This is a genomic window from Sediminispirochaeta smaragdinae DSM 11293 (assembly GCF_000143985.1).
Taxonomy (GTDB): Bacteria; Spirochaetota; Spirochaetia; order DSM-16054; family Sediminispirochaetaceae; genus Sediminispirochaeta; species Sediminispirochaeta smaragdinae.
Map to the genome: position 1 here is coordinate 1537847 of NC_014364.1, position 21146 is coordinate 1558992.

17 protein-coding genes are annotated in these 21146 nt (G+C 52.5%); 6 read left to right on the forward strand and 11 right to left on the reverse strand.

Annotation, left to right across the window (positions count from 1 at the left end):
• Positions 1-15 precede the first annotated feature (15 nt).
• A complete protein-coding gene (locus tag SPIRS_RS07260) occupies positions 16-1185 on the forward strand; it encodes a ribose-phosphate diphosphokinase (RefSeq protein ID WP_013254030.1) in 1170 nt (389 codons plus the stop codon).
• A gap of 11 nt (positions 1186-1196) precedes the next feature.
• Positions 1197-2606: a glycosyltransferase family 4 protein gene (locus SPIRS_RS07265; RefSeq protein WP_013254031.1), complete on the forward strand. Its 1410-nt coding sequence runs from the start codon at positions 1197-1199 to the stop codon at positions 2604-2606.
• A gap of 33 nt (positions 2607-2639) precedes the next feature.
• Here the strand turns inward: SPIRS_RS07265 and SPIRS_RS07270 are convergent, their stop codons facing one another.
• From SPIRS_RS07270 to SPIRS_RS07280, 3 genes are all read right to left on the reverse strand, one after another.
• Positions 2640-3437: a nitrilase-related carbon-nitrogen hydrolase gene (locus tag SPIRS_RS07270; protein WP_013254032.1), complete on the reverse strand. Its 798-nt coding sequence runs from the start codon at positions 3435-3437 to the stop codon at positions 2640-2642.
• Entirely contained in the window at positions 3437-4618 is a 1182-nt protein-coding gene (locus SPIRS_RS07275) for an iron-containing alcohol dehydrogenase (RefSeq protein ID WP_013254033.1), read from the reverse strand. The genes SPIRS_RS07270 and SPIRS_RS07275 overlap by 1 nt, the downstream gene beginning before the upstream one ends.
• A 386-nt stretch (positions 4619-5004) precedes the next feature.
• Positions 5005-6588 (reverse strand): right-handed parallel beta-helix repeat-containing protein, encoded by a 1584-nt coding sequence (locus SPIRS_RS07280; RefSeq protein ID WP_013254034.1) that lies wholly within the window; start codon positions 6586-6588, stop codon positions 5005-5007.
• A 406-nt stretch (positions 6589-6994) separates the two neighbouring features.
• Between SPIRS_RS07280 and trpB the strand changes: the two genes are divergently transcribed.
• On the forward strand, positions 6995-8206 hold the full coding sequence (gene trpB, locus SPIRS_RS07290) for a tryptophan synthase subunit beta (RefSeq protein ID WP_013254035.1): 1212 nt from the start codon (positions 6995-6997) through the stop codon (positions 8204-8206).
• 5 nt (positions 8207-8211) lie between these two features.
• On the opposite strand, the gene SPIRS_RS07295 is transcribed toward trpB, so the two are convergent.
• The 3 genes from SPIRS_RS07295 to SPIRS_RS07305 are packed head-to-tail and all read right to left on the reverse strand — an operon-like array spanning position 8212 to position 10644.
• Positions 8212-8973 carry a hypothetical protein gene (locus SPIRS_RS07295; protein ID WP_013254036.1) on the reverse strand — a complete coding sequence of 254 codons (762 nt, stop codon included), beginning with the start codon at positions 8971-8973 and terminating at the stop codon, positions 8212-8214.
• Between the two features lie 21 nt (positions 8974-8994).
• Positions 8995-10050 carry a chorismate synthase gene (gene aroC / locus SPIRS_RS07300; protein ID WP_013254037.1) on the reverse strand — a complete coding sequence of 352 codons (1056 nt, stop codon included), beginning with the start codon at positions 10048-10050 and terminating at the stop codon, positions 8995-8997.
• 3 nt (positions 10051-10053) lie between these two features.
• Positions 10054-10644 carry a shikimate kinase gene (locus tag SPIRS_RS07305; RefSeq protein ID WP_013254038.1) on the reverse strand — a complete coding sequence of 197 codons (591 nt, stop codon included), beginning with the start codon at positions 10642-10644 and terminating at the stop codon, positions 10054-10056.
• 47 nt (positions 10645-10691) lie between these two features.
• On the opposite strand from SPIRS_RS07305, the gene SPIRS_RS07310 reads away from it, so the two are divergent.
• Positions 10692-12092 carry a class II fumarate hydratase gene (locus tag SPIRS_RS07310; protein ID WP_013254039.1) on the forward strand — a complete coding sequence of 467 codons (1401 nt, stop codon included), beginning with the start codon at positions 10692-10694 and terminating at the stop codon, positions 12090-12092.
• Here SPIRS_RS07310 and SPIRS_RS07315 read toward each other — a convergent pair.
• On the reverse strand, positions 12089-14173 hold the full coding sequence (locus SPIRS_RS07315; protein WP_013254040.1) for an EAL domain-containing protein: 2085 nt from the start codon (positions 14171-14173) through the stop codon (positions 12089-12091). The two genes, SPIRS_RS07310 and SPIRS_RS07315, sit on opposite strands and share 4 nt — an antisense overlap.
• A 120-nt stretch (positions 14174-14293) precedes the next feature.
• Here SPIRS_RS07315 and SPIRS_RS07320 point away from each other — a divergent pair, with 120 nt between their 5' ends.
• The gene (locus SPIRS_RS07320; protein ID WP_013254041.1) at positions 14294-15544 is read left to right on the forward strand and encodes a M18 family aminopeptidase; all 1251 of its coding nucleotides are present in this window, start codon (positions 14294-14296) and stop codon (positions 15542-15544) included.
• 2 nt (positions 15545-15546) lie between these two features.
• Complete coding sequence (locus SPIRS_RS07325; protein WP_013254042.1) at positions 15547-16689, forward strand: deoxyguanosinetriphosphate triphosphohydrolase family protein; 1143 nt, start codon at positions 15547-15549, stop codon at positions 16687-16689.
• Positions 16690-16702: 13 nt separating this feature from the next.
• Here SPIRS_RS07325 and SPIRS_RS07330 read toward each other — a convergent pair whose 3' ends face one another.
• Genes SPIRS_RS07330 through nrdR form a run of 4 tightly spaced genes read right to left on the reverse strand, consistent with a single transcriptional unit; the run spans position 16703 to position 21023 of the window.
• Positions 16703-17263: a flavodoxin family protein gene (locus SPIRS_RS07330; protein WP_013254043.1), complete on the reverse strand. Its 561-nt coding sequence runs from the start codon at positions 17261-17263 to the stop codon at positions 16703-16705.
• A 45-nt stretch (positions 17264-17308) separates the two neighbouring features.
• A complete protein-coding gene (locus SPIRS_RS07335) occupies positions 17309-18070 on the reverse strand; it encodes an anaerobic ribonucleoside-triphosphate reductase activating protein (protein WP_013254044.1) in 762 nt (253 codons plus the stop codon).
• A 3-nt stretch (positions 18071-18073) separates the two neighbouring features.
• Positions 18074-20557, reverse strand: coding sequence for a ribonucleoside triphosphate reductase (locus tag SPIRS_RS07340; protein ID WP_013254045.1), 2484 nt, complete (start codon positions 20555-20557; stop codon positions 18074-18076).
• Complete coding sequence (nrdR, locus tag SPIRS_RS07345) at positions 20538-21023, reverse strand: transcriptional regulator NrdR (RefSeq protein ID WP_013254046.1); 486 nt, start codon at positions 21021-21023, stop codon at positions 20538-20540. The genes SPIRS_RS07340 and nrdR overlap by 20 nt, the downstream gene beginning before the upstream one ends.
• Positions 21024-21146: the final 123 nt, after the last annotated feature.

The window sequence follows — 21146 nt, forward strand, 5'->3', positions numbered from 1 at the left end:
GGGGAGGGGCTTGTAATGCAAAATGTGGTGATTGTTGGAACCGTGGCCGACAATCCTGTTGTGGAAGATGTAGCCCATCATCTCCAGCAGCACGAGGATTACTCCGATCTTATTAGTCTGAAAAGTTTTGTGAACACCGAATTTTGTCCCCGTTTCATCATTTCCGACAGATCCAACGACCAGCCCGGCAGGCAGCTCGAAGGGAAGGCCGTTGTGATCATCAGCACCAATTACGGGAGCAGCAGCCGGGATGAGCTTGCGATGCGTACGCTCCTTATTGCAAGGGCTGCGCGGGACAACGGGGCCGATAAGGTGATTCTTCTCGAACCCGATCTGTTTTACAGCGCTCAGGACAGGGGGCCGAGACGCGAGCACGGTTATACCGCCTTCGTGAGAAACGAAGAGGATTATCAGAAATTCGACGGCCAGCCCTTTTCCGCCCGCCTCTATGCCGATCTGCTCAAGGCGGCGGGGGTCGATGAAATCGTGACCGTGCACAACCATTCTGTTTCCGTTCAGGCTATTTTCATGGACCGTTTTGAGGGGCGCTTTCATAATCTTCTTCCCGATGATCTCTATGCGGACTACATCAGCGATTCCGATGTTGTTTCACAGAAGGGAATGGTACTCTGTGCTCCCGACAAGGGCGCACTTGATTTCGTGCGACGTGTGAAAAAGTCCGTCGGAAGAGATGATGTTCCCCTTGTCTTTCTTGACAAGTGCCGTAAAGACGAACGATGTGTGGAGATCGATCTGTCGCCCGAATCCGAGATCGCGCTTTCCGATCTTGCCGGAAGGGATATCGTCATTATCGACGACATGGTCCGAACGGGAAATACCATCATCGAGGCGTGTCGTCTTCTCAAGAGCGCCGGTCCGAATCGTATCGTCTTTTTCGTAACCCACTTCTATTCGAGCCGGGAGTGCAGAAGCAATCTCAACGATTCCGTTCTCGATGAGATTGTTACCACCAGTACCATCCCCGAGATTTTGAATCGGGATGTACAGGGACGTTTGCGACATAAGATGGTTGTCCTCCAGCTTTCCCGCTGGATAAGTAACTACCTTTTGCGGATCATTCAGCCCGATTCGACTCCTCTTCCGCCCCCCTTCTACAACGAGGATATGTCCAGCAAGAACCCCCGTTGGAAGGGACATATGGGCCCACTTTTTTCTGTAAGATAGGATAATACTCTATGGCAAAACAGGTACCCGACACCTTCCGTGTGGCAATCATTTGTGGAAAACTGGGTGATGTTGACGGTGTTTCTCTCGAGGTCGACAAGTGGATTGACGTCCTTCTCGCCCAGGGGCATGAGATCTATACCTTTGCGGGCTTCTACCCGAAACCCCTCTCCTCGATACCCGAGGAAAGGCAGTTTGTTGTTTCCGATCTCCGTTTCGGTAGTGAGGATCAACTCGAGTATGAGAATTGGTTTTTCCCCCATCTTCGCAGCGGCCCTTTTCGGCTTTCCGACGACCGTAAGGAGCGTTTGCTTGAGAAGCTTGAGGATCAGGGGAATAGGCTGGCAAACGAGCTCTTCGGTATGATTCAGCGCTATGGTATCGATGTGATCATCGCACAGAATACAAATGCCATGCCGATGGCACTGCTTGCGGGTATGGCGGTATACAAGCTTTCGACGGAGCGGCGGGTCGCCACCATTTTCCATCACCACGATTTCTGGTGGGAACGGAGTCGTTTCAGCCACAATCATATCGAAGAACTCCTCGGCATGATCATGCCCCCCGCCGAACCGGGGCTCGAACATGTGGTTCTTTCAAGTTATGCCGAACATATCCTGCGCTCCTTTAAGCGGGTTCATCCCCGGGTGATTCCCAATTGTGAGGATTTTGAGCATCCACCGAAAAAGGATGATTATAACGGCCATTTTCGCGCCGAACTTGGTTTTTCCGATGATGATATCCTCATTATCCAGCCGACGCGAATCGTCAGAAGAAAGCGGATCGAGGACTCGGTGGAACTGGTTGGGCGCTTCCTGCTCCGTTATCCGGAGCTGGCCTCCAGGGTGCGTTTCGTCATCAGCCTGTACCAGGGAGATGAACCCGATCAGGACTACATCGGTCAGATCCGTTCCATGTGTAAGGATCGAAAGATTGATTTACGGCTCATCAGCGACAGGGTCGCCGCTCAGCGAGGAAATGATGAACAGGGGCGGATGATGTTTACAAATCGGGATGTGCTGGTCAATGCCGATCTGGTCACCTATCTCCCCGTCTGGGAAGGGTTCGGCAATGCACTTCTGGAAGCGGTTGCAGCAAAGGTGCCGATCGTGACGACAACCTACCTGGTCTATAAAACCGATATAAAGATTGCCGGTTTCGATAATATCGAAATACGTGATATCTACGACGAAGAAAACCGCCTCATTATCCCCGATTCTGCGGTAGAAGAGATGCATCGGCTTCTGCAGGATGGTGAACGAAGAGCGCGAATGGTTGAGCACAACTTTGAGGTGGGTGCCCGTGAGTTCGGGCTTGCAAGCCTCCGGCGTCTTCTCAGGGAAACCTTTGACGACTACGGCGATGAGATTCGTGCAAGCCGAAAAAGGATCGAGAAGAGCCGAAGGGAATATCCGGTATAGCCGTAAGCAGCGAGATCTTTCCTCACAAGCTCCTCATAAGCTATAGAACGCAGGGCGACGGTCTTCAAAGAGGTCGTTCAGCGCCGTTACCGCCTTGTTTTTTGCCTTCCGGGGATCGATATCGGCATAGATGATTTCGTTTGCTCCCTTTTCGCTTCCTTGCGCGCGGGCGAGAAGCGATCCGTCGCAGGAGACGATTTGGCTTGCACCGGTATAGGAAAGCTCTCCCGCCGCTCCTTTCTCTCGCCCTGTCCTGTTTGCCAAAAGCCAGAAGACCCGGTTCTCCAGTGCCCTGACACGACTTGTAAGCTGGCCGTACTCCGGAAGCACCAGGTTGGAGGGATGGCAGATGATCTGTGCTCCCTTTAGGGCCAGGGTCCGTGCCGCTTCGGGGAACATATGGTCGAAACAGATCAGAAGCCCGATCTTTACCCCGTCGACGTCGATCAGGGCGAAGGGGGCCTCGCCGGACTGAAAGAACTCCTTCTCCTTATAAAAGAGATGGACCTTGCGGTAGCTTCCCTCAAGCCCCTGTGGACCAACCATAATGGCGCTGTTGTAGAGTTTCCCGCCGGAAGCCTCGGGAATACCGACGACATATCGGGCACCGGTTTTCTTTGCAAGAGATGTGAGAGCCTCAGCTGTTTTTCCCTCCGCCTCTTCGGCAAGAGAGAGCAGCTGCTTTGGGGATGCAAAGTTATAACCGCTGACGGCGAGCTCGGGCAGCACCACAAGCTCTGCATCGATGGACGCTAAAAGCTCGACCATCCGTTTGCGGTTTTCTTCCGCCTCTCCCAGGCGGGGTTCAAACTGGCAGATGGCCACCTTCATCAGCGGTAAGCCTTCTCGTAGATCGCAATGACATCCTGCGTGTTCAGCGGGGCTCTGTCCATTTCAAAGAGTCCTCCCATGGTGTTACGGGCATTTTGTGCATACGCAGGGATCTGGGCCTTCTCAAGGCCGTAGTCGGACATCTTTAGTTCATCGACTCCACACGCCCTTTGGAGTTTTTCCAGGGCCGTGACCATCAACATGGCACGATCAGCCTCTGGTACTGCGGAGGTCTCCTCTCCCATGGCCTCGGCAAGCGTTGCAAGCCGCTGGGGGACTACCGATGCAAAGTGGGTGAAGTAGGCCTTGCTAAGCATGATAAGCCCGGCCCCGTGGGGGAGTTCGGGCTTAAAGGCGCTTAGCGCATGCTCCATGCTGTGCTCCGAGGTACAACTTGAGGTAGATTCCACCATCCCCGAAAGGGTGTTGGCCAGGGCAACCTTACTTCTTGCCTCGATGTCGTTTCCATCCGCAACGACCCTGGGGAGGTATCGGCTGACCAGTCGTACGCTTTCAAGGGCGTAGAGGTCGCTGATAGGCGTGGCAATATTGGCGATATACCCCTCTGCTGCATGAAAGAAGGCATCGAAGCCCTGGTAGGCGGTCAGTTTTGGCGGGACCGAAAGCATAAGTTCGGGATCGACGATGGAGAGGGTGGGGAAGGTGTCGGGGGTGCCGAAACCGATTTTTTCATTTTTATCCTGGTTGGTGATAACGGTCCAGGGATCTGCCTCGGTACCGGTGCCTGCGGTGGTCGTTATCGCAACAATGGGCAGCACTGCTTCGGTAACCGGCTTTCCCTTACCACTGCCGCCGTTGATGTAATCCCAGTAGTCTCCAGGATTATTCACCATGACGGCGATACTCTTTGCCGAGTCGATGCTGCTTCCTCCTCCCAGACCAAGGACAAAGTCGCAACCCTCTTGCCTTGCCAGAGCCGCTCCCTCCATGACGTGGGAAAGAATCGGGTTGGGCAGAATTTTATCAAAGATAACCGAATCGATTCCCTGCTTTTTCAGAAGAGCCGCCGTCCTGTCGAGGTAGCCATGGCGCTTCATTGAACCGCCGGCCGAAACAACGATGAGCGCCTTTTTTCCCGGCAGTTTTTCACGTCCGAGACTTTCGAGCGATCCAGGACCGAACTGAATTTGGGTAGGAATATAGGTGGAAAACTGTTCCATAGGTACCATCCTTATCACTATAGATAGTTCAATAATACTATTGTTATAGGGATGCGGCAAATAGCTTTCCTGTGGGTATGTTCTATAGGGTTTGTTTTTAGTAGTGTTCGGAATCCTGGTGGTTTCATGCCGTCTTTCCCGGAAAAATCCTTAGGTTTCCAGGATTGCTTGATCGTATCTCCCTATACTCTGTAATTGGCGGCAACAAAAAAAATTGAGAGGCTTTGACCACCAGGATTCCGGACACTATATTTGTTTTTGGATAGTGCCGTGCGGCCATAGCCCCTGTGGCCGCAAACAGGAATCTTTCGATAGCGGCCGGACACAGAAACACATGGTACCAACGATATGCTTGCTATACTGTAAAAAAGCCTTTCGGTCTATTCTTATCTCTCAAGGGCTCCGATATCCGGCTTTCCTACCCGTGCATCTCCCTTAAAATCGACTTCCAGAGCTGGCTCTCCCATATATCCCTCCCCGATGGCGATACTCCCGGCCTTCAGAGTTCCCGGAATTTTACCTCTGTCAATATAATCCTGGATATCTCCTGTGATCTCCTCGTAGGGAAGATCTGCGACATTGTATCCTGCTTCGTTTTCCAGTGTTCTATCGGAACGTCCATTGTAGTAGATATTCTTATAGACTACTCCCTTTCCCTGGTTAAAAATGGTCGCACTTGTCATACTATTGTTATAAAATTGCGCACCAGGACGCTTTGCTCCTACATCCCATGTCTGAACATAATAATGGGGGCTGCGAGGGTCATCAAATCCAGTTCCGAAACTACGTCCCAGGTGGCTGGTCCACTGATCGTTCGGGGTATATACAACGGTGTTATTTCGAAATATGTTATTGCCTTCAAATTCGGCACCCATAACGAATAAATTACCATTGCTGGGGGCAAAGATATTGTTTTCCCACACAAAGTTAGCATAATAGCCACCTGCAGTATTCGCATTGATCATCACATCCATGGATTCGGTGTGGTAGAAGAGATTGCCTCGGACCGTCACATTCTTTGTATCATGAGCGTATGTTTCGGATGCGTTGATCATGTACATATGGATACAGTCTACATGCTTGCCGTAGGGAAGTGCTGGCTGTCCATCGATGTCGCCAATCCCATCATCTAAATCGTGAATAACGTTTCCCTCAATTAACCAGTTTGTTCCTCCGTGAATCTGAATCCCGTCTTGCATGTTGTGGTGAATATGGTTGTTCTTGATGACAAGATCATTTGCCATGCCGGTGACGCCCAATCCCGTGTTGGTAATTTCATTATTGTATACCGTTACATAGCGGGTGCAAGAAGCGCGTACCCCTGCCGTCCCCATGAAATCCGCTTTTTCATCATTATTTAGGGAAGAAAAGTCTTTGCTTTGTGTTATCAGACAGTTGCGTATATCTGCATAACGGCTGCCAAGGACTGTTATAGCTTCTGCCTGAACTCCGTCGATTCTCAATCGAAGGTTGCTGTTGCCATTTTGGGCAAAGGGGATTGAAAACCACCCTCCATCGTTTGTCTTGGTCCCAAGGGTTACCATTCCCAATTTTGCTTGGTGCAGGTTCACCGCCTTTATGGTGACCCATTCGGGAAAAACCTCATCGATAGGTGTGCATTTATTATTTCCCTCATAGTAGGTAGCCCCGAATTTCAGATCGCCATACTCTCCGTCTTCCAGTAAAAGAAGCTCACCGCCATGCATCTGGGAAAGGGCATAGGAGAGGCTGGCAAATGGCGACGATTTAGAACCGCTGTTTTGATCGGAACCGCTTGACGGGTCTACGAAGTACGTTGTGCCTGAGGATTCATAGGTTTCGATTTCCGGGTCATAGGAACTCCCATAGCATGAAGATCTATTGGAGCCGTCGGAGTCGGATGCTGATGAAAATAATAGATTACAGGAAGCTAAAATCACCAGCGGCAGAACTATCAAAAACGGAAGAAGCAGTCGAAAAATAGATTTCATGATATCCCTCTTTTTATTTGATCTGCGGGAATTGGCTCTTCGGTTTGGCAACCTTGCCAGGGACCTTACCCGCAAGCTTGCGATGCACGCAGGCGGAGTAACAAACCGCCGTACGGCCCCAATTCGTCTCTTTCTGTCTGTTATCCGAAATGTTAACATTGTACACAACGACGATATAGCATGCAGTGTATACTTTGAAAAGGTCTCTTTGCTTGGTTTTTGTGAAATTCTCAAAAGTTGTTCAATTTTTCCCAACTAACAGGGGGAATAGGCCGTACCGGTGTGTATTCCGCATTATGATCGACCATAAAACATGACAAGGAGTCGTTTCTCTTGACAGAAACGAATTTGCCTTCTACCATACTTCTATCTTAAGGCCATGCATCACATCGCGAAGGAGAAAAACATGCGCGACTATTTTAAGCAACAACCCGATACAAAGGGTTTTTTTGGTTCCTACGGGGGAAGTTTTATTCCTGAAGCTTTACAAAAAGAGATGGACAAAATCACCGATGCCTACTATTCCATCAGCAAAAGCCATCACTTCATTTCCGAGCTTCGCAGCATCCGCAAACACTTCCAGGGGCGTCCCACTCCGGTCTACTACGCCAGGACCCTTTCCGACGAATTGGGGGGACGGATTTATTTAAAGCGGGAAGATCTCAACCATACCGGGGCACATAAGCTGAACCACTGTATGGGTGAGGCACTTCTTGCCAAATACATGGGAAAGAAAAAGCTGATTGCCGAGACCGGTGCGGGACAACATGGTGTCGCCCTTGCCACCGCCGCCGCTTATTTCGGACTCGAGTGCGAAATTCATATGGGTGAGGTCGATATCAGGAAAGAGCATCCCAACGTCATCCGCATGAAACTTCTGGGGGCCAATGTTGTTCCCGTTACCTCTGGATTGAAGACCCTAAAGGAGGCGGTTGATTCGGCTTTTTCTGCCTATCTCGAGGACCCTGTCAATTCAATCTATTGTATCGGGTCGGTGGTCGGTCCCCATCCCTTTCCCATGATGGTTCGCGATTTTCAGCGGGTTGTGGGAATTGAGGCAAAGGAGCAGTTTTTCGAGATGACTGGCGAGATGCCGGACAATGTTGTGGCCTGCGTGGGAGGTGGAAGTAACTCCATGGGCATTTTCACGGCCTTCCTCGACGAAGAGGATACCACCCTCTACGGTGTTGAGCCTTCCGGCCGTTCCCTGCAGAAGGGCGAACATGCCGCAACCATGTGCTATGGAAAGCCCGGACTCATACACGGTTTCAAGTGCTATCTTTTGCAGAATGATAAGGGGGAGCCGGATCCCGTCTATTCGATTGCCAGCGGTCTCGATTATCCAGGTGTGGGGCCTGAGCATTCGGCCTTGAAGGATGCAGGGAAGGTGGTCTACGAGACTGCCAGCGATAAAGAGGCCCTTACAGCCTTCTATACACTCAGCCGCAAGGAGGGGATCATTCCCGCTCTGGAGAGTGCCCATGCCGTTGCCTTCGCCATGAAGCTTGCAAAGCAGGAGCCTCGCAAATCCATCCTGGTCAACCTTTCGGGACGAGGGGATAAGGACATCGACTTCATTGTGGAAAACTACGGAACAGGGCCGGAGGTAAAGGCATAATTTCCCTATATCCTATAGCGTATGCCTGCCAGAATGTAGTGAAACATTCCAAAGGTGTATACTTCCCCTCCACCGTCGGCCCCCCCCTCGAGTATCCTATAACCGAGGCGCAATTCGATATCGGGTTCCGGACGGTAGAGGAGGGCGGCCATGAAATCTTCCGCGCGCCCCTGGGGTGCCGCAAGGCCGTCTCCGGAGATGACAAAGCTGTAGCGTTCGGCAACGTTCCATCGGGCATCGAGATGAATAAGCGGGACAAAACCGATATTTTTGCGAATTTCCTCGTCGCTTTCGCTCTTTAACTTGATTGAAGCGTCCCGTATTTTTCCGGTAATCCCGGCTGCGAAACGAAAGCGGCGCTCATCGATAAGGGTATAGCTCCAGGTCAGACGGTAGGAGTTGAAAGTGTAGGTTCCTTCGAGGTTCGTTCCTGCAGGAAATAGTGTATCGCGGAAGGTGATGTCTTTATTCACAGTTCCGTTACTGGTGATACGCAAGGGAGCATAAAGAAAGGAGAGGCTATTGCGGCCGAAATCGGCACCGAGGCGGAGGCGGAAGAACCAAACAGCATCGGGATCAAGATCATCTGCCAGGGAAAATCGGGTCCCCGTATCGGAGGGAATCTGCACATCGTTGTAGCCGGTAAAGGCCCCGCCGCTTTCCAGGTCTATCCAGAACGGACCGGACCAGAGGTGGCCGGCCGCGAGCGTAAACAGGATCAATGCAAGAAGTCCTTTACAACCTTTTTGCCTTCCCCGCTTATCCATGAAATTCTCCTTACATGATTCTTATCCTATAGTCTCGTTTGTGGCCAGCAAAAGATCAACAAGGGTAAGAGCGGCCATGGCTTCTACCACCGGAACGATCCTGGGGCAGATGCAGGGATCATGGCGGCCTCTTACCTGAATGATCTGTTCCCTGCCGTCGGAGTCGATGGTTTTTTGTGGTAAAGAGATGCTTGGGGTAGGCTTTACCGCCAGACGGAAGCTGATGGGCTCTCCCGTCGATATGCCGCCGAGGATTCCGCCTGCATTGTTGCTTAAGAAGCCCTTTCCGTCCATTTCATCGTTGTCCGCTTTCCCGGTCATGCGTGCCGCCGCAAAGCCCACACCGAATTCTATTCCCTTTACCGCTCCGATGGAGATCATCGCTCCTGCGAGCCGTGCATCGAGCTTATCGAATACCGGATCGCCGATACCGGCAGGTGCCCCGCTTATGGTACACTCCACAATTCCCCCGGCGCTGTTGCCTTCCGCTGCAAGAGCGGTTACGGCTGCCAGCATCTTTTCGGCGGCACTGGGATCACAGGCCCTCATCGGGTTTTTCTCCACGGTGGAAGGATCGCAGGTTTCGCACCTAATGCCTGCGGCCTCAAGGGTCCATGCCTGGACCCTGATACCCCGGGCTTCAAGGAGCAGACGTGCAAGTGCCCCGGCGGCAACCCTGGCCGCGGTTTCTCTTCCCGAACTCCTGCCACCGCCCCGGTGGTCCCTGATGCCATATTTCTTGTCGTAGCCGAAATCTGCATGTCCAGGCCTGTAGATGTCCCGGTACTGGTCGTAGTCTCCGCTTTTTTGGTTTCTATTGGCGATGAACATGGCAATGGGGGTGCCGGTACTCTTGCCCTCGAAGACCCCGCTGAGGATCTCAACCTGGTCATGCTCTTTCCTTGGGGTGGTCACCTGAGACTGGCCCGGTTTTCGCCGGTCGAGTTGCAGCTGGATTGCGGCCGGATCGATCTCGATTCCCGGAGGCATTCCGTCGACCACGACGCCGATTCCCTTTCCGTGCGACTCCCCGAAGCTTGTAATACGGAAGCGAGTTCCGAAGCTGTTTCCTGCCATTGTCTACTCCTTCTTACCAGAAAGGAAGGTATCCACCCCCCTGATGATAATCTGACTGTTTTCCTTTCTCGAACGATCTTCCAGGTCAAAAACGAGATCGGCATACCTGCGATAGACCTTCTCCCGTCTGAGGCAGAGGTGATGGAAGCGTTCCCGTGCCCCCTTGATTCCTCCCTCGCCCTCAAGGAAGGGGGGCAGGCCTCCTGCCACGATCCTGGCAAAAAGGAGTCCTTCGGGAAGCCTTAGATGGATGATAAGAAAAGACCTTCCACCCTCGTCGTGAAACCCCGCGAGGACTCCGTCGTTGTCGGCAATTCCTCCTCCGGTAGAGACAACCATTGCCCGTTCGTCTTGTTTCAGAGCCTTGGCGGCTTCAGCCTCCAAAGCCATAAAGCGTTGTTTCCCTTCATTACGGTAGAGTCGTCGGACCGAGGATTCCTTGCCTCCCTGCGCCCAATATCGTTCCATAACCAATCGGTCAAGATCGGTGAAGGGAAGGGTAAGATGTCTTGCAAGGGCCTCGCCGTGACAGCTCTTGCCGCTATGCTTCATTCCCGTTATAAGAATCGATGGTAGCTCTTTACCTGATTGCATGGCAAAGAGTATTCTATGGGCGATTCAAAGTGTCAATGGGAGCATTCATGGAGAGCAAAAAAGGGTTTCGTATAGAAAAAGATTCAATGGGAGAGATGCTCGTACCCGAGCATGTGTACTGGGGGGCCCAAACTGCACGGGCCGTTAAAAATTTCACCGTGAGCAGCCGAAGAATCCCCGAAGGGCTTCGGCTCGCCCTCGGCTGGATAAAAGAGGGGGCCGCAGTTGCACATGGTGAGCTCGGAACCTTTCCCGAAGCGGTCTGTGACGCCGTGGAAGAGGCCGCCCGTGAGTTGCGCCGCGGCAAGTTTGCCGATCAGTTCCCCATCGATCTCTATCAAACCGGAAGCGGGACCAGCTGGAACATGAATGCCAACGAAGTGGTTGCCGCCAGGGCCAATGAACTGCTTGGCTTTCCTCTCGGCTCCAGGGGGCCTGTCCACCCCAACGATACGGTTAACCGAGGACAGTCGAGCAACGATGTCATTCCCTCTGCAATTCAGATTGCATCCAGGCTCTCGGCCAAGTGTCTTGCGCGGGATCTTCGCTATCTGGCGGAAGCGGTGGAGACAAAGGCCGAGGAGAGCAGGGACGTTATCAAACTTGGGCGTACCCACCTCCAGGATGCCGTCCCCATGACCGGTTTTCAGGAGCTTTCGGCCTGGGCCGATCAACTGCATCAGGCCCTGCGACGCCTGAAAGCCCTTTTTCCCGTTCTCGAGCGCATTCCTCTCGGCGGAACCGCGGTTGGTACGGGTCTAAACAGCAGCCGCAACTTTGCCGATCTTACGGCGACTCATATTGCGGAGGGAACGGGATGTCCCTTTGTTGCCATGGATCGCAGCTTTTCCGCAATAGCCGCCCGGGATGCCAGCCTTGAATACGGGGATGTCCTCAACGCCCTGGCGGTGATCATAATGAAGATCGCCCAGGACCTCAGACTCCTTTCCAGCGGCCCCCGGGCAGGTCTCGCGGAGATCAGGCTTCCCGAGCTTCAACCGGGAAGCAGCATCATGCCGGGAAAGGTGAATCCCGTTATTCCCGAAATGGCCGTACAGGTGGCCGCTTCGGTCATGGGCAAGCATGTAAGTCTTACCATTGCCTGCCAGAACAGTCCTCTTCAACTCAATATCATGATGCCCCTTATCGCCGGCGAGCTGCTTGATTCCGCCGAAATGCTGAGTCGGCTCTGCCGCTCCCTTGCAGATAGATGTATCTCAGGTATGAGCTACGACAGACAACGCTGCCGGGATTTGATCGAAGGAAGCCTCGCCATGGTTACCCCGCTTGCCTTGGAAATCGGTTATGAAAAGGCTGCCCGGATCGCCAAGGAGGCCTACGCCAGCGGACGGAATGTCAGAGAGGTTGCCCTGAAGCAAAGCGGCCTTGACTCCGAAACCGTGCAGCGCCTGCTTGATCCAGAACGGATGTGCGGCGGAGTTGATTAACCGAAGGCGGTCGGGTGCAGCATTTTGATGGGGGTGGGCTTTCCGAAGAAGTAGCCCTGAGCATAGTCGACACCAATCTGCTCAAGTTCCCGTAGTATCCCTTCGTTTCCGACGAATTCGGCGATGGTCTTAATCCTCATCACCTTGCCCATGCTGTTGATGGCCTCTACCATGGCCCTGTTTACCGGATCGGTATCCATATCCTTCACGAACATCCCGTCGATCTTCAAATAGTCGACAGGCAGTAGCTTCAGGTAGTTGAAGGATGAAAAGCCGCTTCCAAAATCATCCAGGGCAAAGGTCGAGCCGATCTTTTTCAGCTCATTGATAAAGTGACTTGCAGTCTTCATGTTGCTAATCGCCTCTGTTTCCGTTACCTCGAAGCAGAAGGAGGAAGGGGGAACACCGTATTCCTGAAATTCGTAGACGAGAAAGTCGAGGCTGGTCTCATCCGCGAGAAAAGCACCGGAGAGATTGATGGTAAAGAAAAAGGGATTCCGATCCTGGCCGAGTTCGTCGGAAAGCAATTTGTACGCTTTAAATGCGTTTTGCACTACCCATCGGTCCACGGCAGGCATCAGGTTATAGCGTTCGGCAGCAGGAATAAAATCGGCAGGCATGATGGTGTTTCCTTCCTGGTCGATCATCCTGATCAAGAGTTCACATTTTTTCATTCCCGAGTTTGAACTGTTGATCGGCTCTATCGGTTGGAAAAAGAGTTGAAAACGGTCCTCCTCAAGGGCCTTTGTCAGCCTGCTGATCCACTGCATCTCGCCGCGTCGCTTTGTAAAGAGGTTCTCCTCAACGTTGTAGACCTTAATTTTGTTGCCCCCGGCATCTTTTGCAATGTAACATGCGTCGTCCGCCGCGGCAAAAACATCATGTATGTCCTGATCGTTGCCGTTTATCATGACGATACCGATGCTTGTGGTGATATTAAAGACGTGTTTGTCCCATATCAGCTTGGTCTCCCTCAGCCGGGATTGAAGCCTCTGGGCGATCTCCGTGGCCTGACTGATGCTTGCTCCCGTAAGCAGGATACCGAACTCGTCACCCCCAAGACGGGCCGAGAGATCGCTGGAACGAACCACGCTTTTAATGACCGTGGTGGTTTTTAAAAGCAGTTCATCTCCGGCGGTATGGCCGCACAGGTCGTTCACTACCTTGAATTGGTCGATGTCGAGAAAAATAAAGGCATTTTCACCGTCACTTTCCTTTGCAAGACCGATGGTACGGCGTAGCTGTTCGGAAAATTCGTCTCTATTGATCAATCCTGTTAGGGTATCATGACTTGCCTGATAGCTGATGGTTTCGCTCATTCTCCGCATTTCCGTCGTATCGCGGAAGGCGAGAACCTGGCCGTCGAGTTTACCATCACGGTCCCGAATGGCTGCAAGGCTGCCTTCTGTATGAATCGTTGCTCCTGCCCGATTCTTGAGAAGGCAGTTTTTAAAGACAAAGGGGCTTTCTTCTCCATCGGTAAGCAGGTTCGGAAAGGAAACCGCGGTTTCGTCCGGACCATAGTAGAGCTGAAATACCATACCGAGGGTTCTCTCTGTTGCCTCGTTTTCTTTCCAGCCCGTGATATTTTCCGCGACGGGATTCATAAACTGGATTTTCCCGTCCTTCCCGGTTGCAATGATTCCGTCTTCAATGCTGTGGAGGATGGCGGAGAGCCAATGCTCCTGCCTTTTGAGGGCCTGATCGACATTAAACTTGTACAGCGCAATATCGATGGTTGTATATAATTCTTTTTCTTTAAAGGGCTTAAGAATATATCCGAAGGGCTCTGCTTCCTTTGCCCTGGAAAGGGTTTTTTCATCGGAGTAGGCGGTAAGAAAGATGACCGGGATTCCAAAACGTTCCTTGACGACCTTTGCCGCATCGACTCCGTCGATTCCCCCGGAAAGCATGATATCCATCAAGATGATGTCGGGATGGTGCTCTTCTACTCTCCTCAGAGCCTCATCCCCGGTTGCCGCAAGAATAGGTTCTGGATAACCAAATCGTTCCAGACGACGCTGGAGATCAAGGGCGATGATCCTCTCATCTTCTACAATCAGTATTTTTTCATTTCGCATGGTGCCGATAACTCCGGTTACACAATTTCAATATCTCCAATACTTCACTCATCATAAATACTTTTCATCGAAAGATCAAACAAATTGACGAATCAAGCCGGGGAAAGCTATAGTGAAGATATGTTTAGTTCCAAATCTTTTTTTCATTATATAAAAAAATCTCCTACTTCTCTGCACGCCGCCGCAGCCTCTACCGACATTGTTGCCGGGAAGGGAGCCGTTGCTTTACGGCCGGAAGAGCCCTGGAGCCTTGAGGCAGGAAAGATTTATCATCTCCAGAAACGGGGGCTTTTTGCGGCGTTTCGTCCGGGCAAGCTTCCTCCCTGGGAAACGGGCATCGCCCTCTGTGCCGCCCATACCGATAGTCCTTCCCTGAAGCTTAAATTTGAATCGGGCACGAGAACCAGCCCTTTTCTCAGAGTTCCCGTGGAGCTCTACGGAGGCGCCATCGTCTCTTCCTGGCTTGATCGGGAGCTTTCCTGCTCCGGACTTGTTGTCTCTGCCGATTCCAATCGTCTTTTCACGACCGACGAACCGGTTGCAATTATCCCGAATCTTGCCATTCATCTGAACCCGAAGGTAAATGATGGTTATGCGTATCAAGTTCAGGATGAGCTTCAAGCTCTTTTTCCCGGGATCGCTTCTCTCCGGGAACTGGTGAGCAAGCACTCCGGTCTTCCGGGGGATGATATTCTTGCGGCGGATCTTTTCCTTCACGACCATATTGCTCCTTCGGAACTTGGAGGGGTAATGGTTTCGGAGAGAATCGATAACCTTGCTTCCTGCTATGCCGCCCTCTCCGCCTTCCTTGATGCTTCGGCCTTGGGAGCCGGTTGGACAATGGTTCTCTTTTCCGATGCCGAAGAGGTGGGAAGTACCATAGATTCCGGAGCGGATTCGGCCTTACCTATCAATCTGCTTAGACGGATCGTTGCCGTCTCCGGCGGGGGGGAGGAGGAGTTCCAGCGAACCCTTGCCCGTTCCTTTCTTGTTTCTGCCGACGGAGCGCATGCCGTTCATCCCAATTTTTCCTCGAAACATGATCCTGACTTTGCTCCGAGAATCGGAGGCGGTCCTGTGGTAAAAATGAATGCCCTGTACCGTTATGCCACAAACGCCGAGAGTGCCGGAATCTTCATATCGCTTTGCAATGAAGCAGGGATTTCTTATCAGCGGCTTATCGGTCGTTCGGATATGAAATCGGGAAGTACAGTCGGTTCTATCTTGTCGGCAGCACTTTCCATCAATACCGTGGATGTGGGGATTCCCATGTTGGCGATGCATTCGATCAGAGAGTGCGCATCCTTCGAGGATCTTGAGGCTCTCTATCGAGTCCTACTCCTTTTTTTCCGAAAGGCGGAGGAACAATAGAGATGGAACCTACCCCTTATCGTTTTGAGAACAGCTTACCTGATGAGTTACTCCAGCAACGGCAACAACCCCGAATCGAGGATATCCGCGGCCGTTATTTTCGTGACACCACGGCTATTATTCACTGCAACCCCTTTCGTCGCTTGAAGCACAAGACACAGGTCTTTTTCAGTCCGAAAAACGACCATATCTGTACCCGCATCGAGCATGTCATGCATGTCGCATCCATAGCTGCTGCGGTATGCAGGGGGCTCGACCTTGATGCCGATCTCGCCTGGGCCATCGGTCTCGGCCATGATCTTGGTCATACTCCCTTTGGTCATGTGGGTGAACACATCATGGCCGATATTAGGAAAGATTCAGGGGGCTTTGTGCACGAGCTCTACAGCCTGCGGGTTGTCGATCATCTTATCGGCTACGGGAAGGGGCTCAACCTCACCTATGCGGTACGGGACGGTATCGTAAGCCACTGCGGGGAAAAGTTCGAGCAGTCCATCATCCCTGTCCAGGAGATTAAGGACCTTGGTTCCCTGACCGGTCGCAACCACCTTCCCTCGACCTGGGAGGGAGCAGTCGTTCGCATGGCAGATAAGATTGCCTATTTGGGACGGGACCTGGAAGATGCCCTTCAGCTGAAGATCGTGAAGCGCGGGGACGTTCCCGAAGAAATCGTCACAAGCCTCGGAGCGGAAAATGGCGTTATCATCAATACCCTGGTCAACGATCTGATCGATACCAGCCGCAAGAATGGTGCCATTGCTTTTTCCGATGAAAAATACCATGCGATGAAGGTGCTTACGGAGTTTAACTATCGGAACATCTACCGAAATCCCCTGCTTTCCGATTATCACCGCTATTTCGACCGTATCCTTCGTTCGCTCTTCGATTATCTGGAGGACCTTTTCGATCGTTACCGTTTCGATGAGACGCAATACCGAAGGGAGAAAAATCTGCTTGCGGTACGGTTCGGGGATTATGTGTGTAAAATGCGTTCTTTCTACGAAGGGGAGGATGGCGGATTTCGAAATTTGGCCGTCGACTATGTTGCAGGCATGACCGACGACTACGCCTTAGAGTGTATCCAGGAGATTATGCTGCCGCAAAAGATGGAAACTCAATTCGACCAATTCCTTCTCGGCAATTGATCGCTTTTTCGTTTTAGATGCGAAAACGTTCCGCCAGTTCCTTCAACTGCGCTAATGTTTCGGGGCTGTCGCTCACCCTTTCTCTGTCGCTGTTTGCAAAGGTAACATATCCGAGATTTTGGGTGGAATAGTCTTTAAAGAGGCCGCCTATCACCAGTTCTGCGCCGAGAAATTGATGCTCGAAGGCCGGGGCTCCCCCGACAAAAAGGGCGGCTCCCCGTTTTGTGGAGTGTAAAGGTTTGTCCTTGCGTACCTCACTGGCCCAGAATACCTGGAAACGGTCTATCAAAACCTTCATTTTACCGGGGATGGAGTGAAAATAGACGGGGGAAGCAACAATGATATTGTCAGCCGCATCCATCTTCGGATATATCTCCTGCATCTCGTCCTTAATCGAGCAGCCACGTTTTTTCCAGCAATAGCGGCAATCGATACAGGGAGCCACATCGGTCCTATAGCAATCGATCTCCTCAACCGTTCCCGCCGAGTCCCCCATCTCCGCGAGAAGAATATCCAGCATTGATCGCGTTATTCCCTTTTTACGCGCAGAACCATACAATACCAATGTTTTCATCCTGTGTACTCCGTGAGGAACTCTATCACAGGATAGCTTGTCTAGTCATCCCCGTATGATGATTTCCGTCGGGAGCTCCGCCGCCTTCAAGGCGTCGGCGTATGACTGCATCTCCTCTTTCCCTGTGGCCGGCCTCTTGTTCCAGTCGGGATCAAGGCAGCTGCCCGGTCTGAAAGCCTGGAGCGACCATCTGGTCGGTGTCTCGAGCCTTCCCGCTCCAACTTCCTGAGCAAGCGACCTTGCAAGGGTCGCGAGCTCCTGAGGGGTGATGACGGCCGGATCGACGGTGGTTCTGGCCTCCCAGGGGACGGCGTGCCGGGCAAGCTCGCCTATGCTTGCGAAAATCGCTTTTTTTACCGCTTCTGCAGCCGACCCGTCCTTTGTTTTGTATCCAAGCAGTCGTGGATAAGCTTCGAAGGAGCTTTTCAAATCTACGGCGACAAGAGACGGGGAATGGTCGGGAAATTGGTCCAGGAGCTTGCCCAGCCGTTTGGGAAGGGTGCCGTTTGTATCCAGCTTCCAGGGCATCTCCATTGCCACGAGAAGGGCGACAAGGTCAAAGAGCCCGGGAGATAACAGGGGCTCTCCTCCGCTGATGCAGACCCCCCCGAGGAGGGGGGCCCTTTTTCGAAGAAAGGCCTCGATCTCCGGAATACTTTTTCCCTCCTCCTGGCTTATCTGCCCCATGACAAGATCGGCATTATGGCAATAGGGACAGCGGAGGTTGCAGCCGGCGGTAAAAATCACCGCCGCAACCCTGCCCGGAAAATCGATCAGGCTGGTCTTCAAAAGAGCGTAGCGCTCCATAGCCTACATTACCGCTTCCAGTTCGTCTCGGCTCCCTGCTCGTGCCACCACCTCTCCCTTATCATCGAAAAGGATGACCGTGGGGGTACTGTAGACCTGATGATCGGCGGCGAGGGCAAGCCCCTCTTCCTTATCCACATCCACGGCCTCTCCCGGGAAGGGGAGGGTCGCCGCAGCTTCCTTTACCGGCGGGCAGGAGGGACACGCCTTTCTGAAAAAGCCGAGCCACCTGACCGCAGCTTTTCCGCTTCCTTCTTTCACCTGCTCCGTGGCTGCCGCCCTTTTTTCGACCTCTCCAGCCGAGGTTTTTTTCTCGTTTTTCGTGTCAAGGCTTTCCTTCACTTCGAAAAGCTTGCGCTTCCCGTATTCCTCCCGTTTGCCCTTGTTCCAGTTCGCAACGGAACGGTAGTAGCCGACGATCCTGGTGTAGACCTCGGCCACCTTCCCGCAGCGGGGACAGGTAAAATGCTCCCCAGAGAGATAGCCGTGATCGGGGCAGACCGAATAGGTCGGGCTGATGGTATAGTAGGGAATGCGGTATCCTTCCGCCATGGCGCGGACCAGGGCCCTGCAGCTTTTCCAGTCGTCGATCGCCTCTCCCACGAATCCGTGGAATACGGTTCCTCCGGTGTAGAGGCTCTGGAGTGCTTCCTGGTGATCGAGTGCATCGAAGATATCGTTGGTGAAGTTGACTGGAAGCTGACTCGAATTGGTATAGAAAGGCTCGTCCTCCCCCGAAGTGATGATATCCGGATAGTGGTTGCGGTCATGGAGAGCCAGGCGATAGCTGGTGCTCTCGGCCGGTGTCGCCTCCAGGTTGAAGAGATCACCGGTCCGTTCCTGAAAATCGGCAAGCTTTTCCCGCATATGGGAGAGTATTTCCAGGGCAAAAGAGCGTCCCTCTTGGCCGGTGATATCCTCGCCGAGAAAGTTGAGAAGCGCCTCGTTCATGCCGCAGATACCGATAGTGGAAAAATGGTTCGAGAGACCGGAGAGATACTCTCTTGTATAGGGGAAAAGCCCTGTATCGTAGAGCTGTGCGATTACCTTCCGCTTAATGATCAGACTCTCGGCTGCCAATTCCATGAGATGATCGAGGCGTCGAAAGAACTCCTGCTTTCCCGCCGAGAGATATCCGATCCTCGGGAGATTGATGGTCACGACCCCGATGGAACCTGTCAGCTCGTCGGATCCGAAGAGTCCGCCGCCGCGTTTCCTTAGCTCCCGCTTGTCGAGCTGCAGACGGCAGCACATCGACCTGACGTCGCCCGGATCAAGATCGCTTGAGATAAAATTCTGGAAATAGGGTGTTCCGTATTTGCCCGTCATCTCAAAAAGCAGGCGGGCATTTTCTCCGTCCCACTGGAACTCCTCGGTGATATTGTAGGTTGGAATGGGGTACTGAAATCCCCGCCCCTCGGCATCCCCCTTCAGCATCAGCTCGATAAAAACCTTATTGATAAGATCCATCTCTTTCTGACAATCGCCGTAGGTGAACTCCTGTTCTTCTCCTCCCACGATCGCTTTCCGCTCTGCGAGATCACGGGGGACGGTCCAGTCGAGGGTGATATTGGTAAAGGGTGCCTGGCTTCCCCATCTGCTGGGGGTGTTGACGCCGAAGAGGAAACTCTGAATCGACTGGCGGACCTGCTCCTCTTCCAGCTTTTCGATTTTCACAAAGGGGGCGAGGTAGGTATCGAAGCTCGAGAAAGCCTGGGCCCCTGCCCATTCGTTCTGCATGACCCCGAGAAAGTTGACCATCTGCTGCACCAGGGTCGAAAGATGGCGGGCCGGTTTGCTGGATATTTTTCCTGCAACGCCGCCGAGTCCCTTGATGATCAATTCCCGGAGCGACCATCCTGCACAGTAACCGCTGAACATCGAGAGGTCGTGGATGTGGAAGTCTGCATTACGATGGGCCTCGGCAATCTCGGCCGGATAGACATTTTTAAGCCAGTAGTTTGCCGTGATGGTACCCGAATTATGGAGAATCAGGCCCCCAAGGGAGTAATTGACATTTGCGTTTTCATTTACCCGCCAGTCGCTCTGAGAGAGGTACCCATCCATGGTAAGATCGATGTCGAGAAGCAGTTTCTTTGCATCGCGTATTGCCTCGTGGCGGGCCCGGTAAAGTATATAGGCCTTGGCCACGGCTGCTTCTCCCGCCTCGATGAGGGTTGTTTCCACGATGTCCTGGATCTCTTCAACCGCCGGGGCGGAGTTCGGGTGGCGGGCGGCGAAACCGCTGCGAAGCTTCTCTTCCACCGCGAGGGTGAGACCTTCGGCAAGCGATCCCTCTTCGCCCCTTCCTGTGGCCTCTATTGCCCGTGCAACGGCCGATAGAATCCGTTCCCTGTCGTACGGAACAAGGCCCCCGTCTCTTCTGACGATCCACCTGACCGGTGCTTTTTGCCCACCTGCGTGTCCCCCGTCGTGAATTTCGCTGCTGCTTCGTATTTTTGCCCATTCACTCTGCAAACTTGTCACTTTTCCCTCCCGTTTCTGTTAGTTGTTCGATTTCCCGGAGAAACTCTTCCACATTGTCAAACATGCGGTAAACCGATGCGAATCTGACATAGGCGACCTTATCCACCTTGTACAGCCGCCTGAGAACAATCTCTCCAAGCTCTTTTGTTGCTATTTCGTGACTATTTCTGGCACCGTAGGCTACCTCGTCCTCTATTGCCTGAAAGAGGCTTTCTCTGGTAGCCTGTCCAATAGGACGCTTTTCCATGGCGATGTTGATCCCACGCTCCAGCTTTGCCGGTTCATAGGGCTCTAATCTACCGTCACGTTTGACCACCATGATCGGTTTTTCTTCGATCCGTTCGTAGCTTGTAAAACGATAACCGCAGGAAAGACACTCCCGTCGCCTCCTAATGGCACTGCCTCCGGCATTCTGCCTAGATTCCAGAACCCTGTCCTCCAGGGCCCCACAATGAGGACATCGCACCATAAACCTCCATACATCAAAAGTGCTACTAAATGTAGTGTTATTAGTGCCTGTTTGTAATGTTAGCACACTATATATTGTGCCTCAATAGGTGTTCTGGTTTTTTATTGCCAAATATCTCCA

Bases quoted from the DNA above. Each gene is read 5' to 3' on its own strand.
- aroC (WP_013254037.1), bottom strand. From the start codon at position 10,050: ATGGCAGGAAACAGCTTCGGAACTCGCTTCCGTATTACAAGCTTCGGG.
- SPIRS_RS07275 (WP_013254033.1), bottom strand. From the start codon at position 4,618: ATGGAACAGTTTTCCACCTATATTCCTACCCAAATTCAGTTCGGTCCT.
- SPIRS_RS07320 (WP_013254041.1), top strand. From the start codon at position 14,294: ATGTTTAGTTCCAAATCTTTTTTTCATTATATAAAAAAATCTCCTACT.
- SPIRS_RS07325 (WP_013254042.1), top strand. From the start codon at position 15,547: ATGGAACCTACCCCTTATCGTTTTGAGAACAGCTTACCTGATGAGTTA.
- SPIRS_RS07315 (WP_013254040.1), bottom strand. From the start codon at position 14,173: ATGCGAAATGAAAAAATACTGATTGTAGAAGATGAGAGGATCATCGCC.
- SPIRS_RS07330 (WP_013254043.1), bottom strand. From the start codon at position 17,263: ATGAAAACATTGGTATTGTATGGTTCTGCGCGTAAAAAGGGAATAACG.
- SPIRS_RS07270 (WP_013254032.1), bottom strand. From the start codon at position 3,437: ATGAAGGTGGCCATCTGCCAGTTTGAACCCCGCCTGGGAGAGGCGGAA.
- SPIRS_RS07265 (WP_013254031.1), top strand. From the start codon at position 1,197: ATGGCAAAACAGGTACCCGACACCTTCCGTGTGGCAATCATTTGTGGA.
- SPIRS_RS07280 (WP_013254034.1), bottom strand. From the start codon at position 6,588: ATGAAATCTATTTTTCGACTGCTTCTTCCGTTTTTGATAGTTCTGCCG.
- SPIRS_RS07295 (WP_013254036.1), bottom strand. From the start codon at position 8,973: ATGGATAAGCGGGGAAGGCAAAAAGGTTGTAAAGGACTTCTTGCATTG.
- SPIRS_RS07335 (WP_013254044.1), bottom strand. From the start codon at position 18,070: ATGGAGCGCTACGCTCTTTTGAAGACCAGCCTGATCGATTTTCCGGGC.
- SPIRS_RS07310 (WP_013254039.1), top strand. From the start codon at position 10,692: ATGGAGAGCAAAAAAGGGTTTCGTATAGAAAAAGATTCAATGGGAGAG.
- SPIRS_RS07260 (WP_013254030.1), top strand. From the start codon at position 16: ATGCAAAATGTGGTGATTGTTGGAACCGTGGCCGACAATCCTGTTGTG.
- trpB (WP_013254035.1), top strand. From the start codon at position 6,995: ATGCGCGACTATTTTAAGCAACAACCCGATACAAAGGGTTTTTTTGGT.
- SPIRS_RS07305 (WP_013254038.1), bottom strand. From the start codon at position 10,644: ATGCAATCAGGTAAAGAGCTACCATCGATTCTTATAACGGGAATGAAG.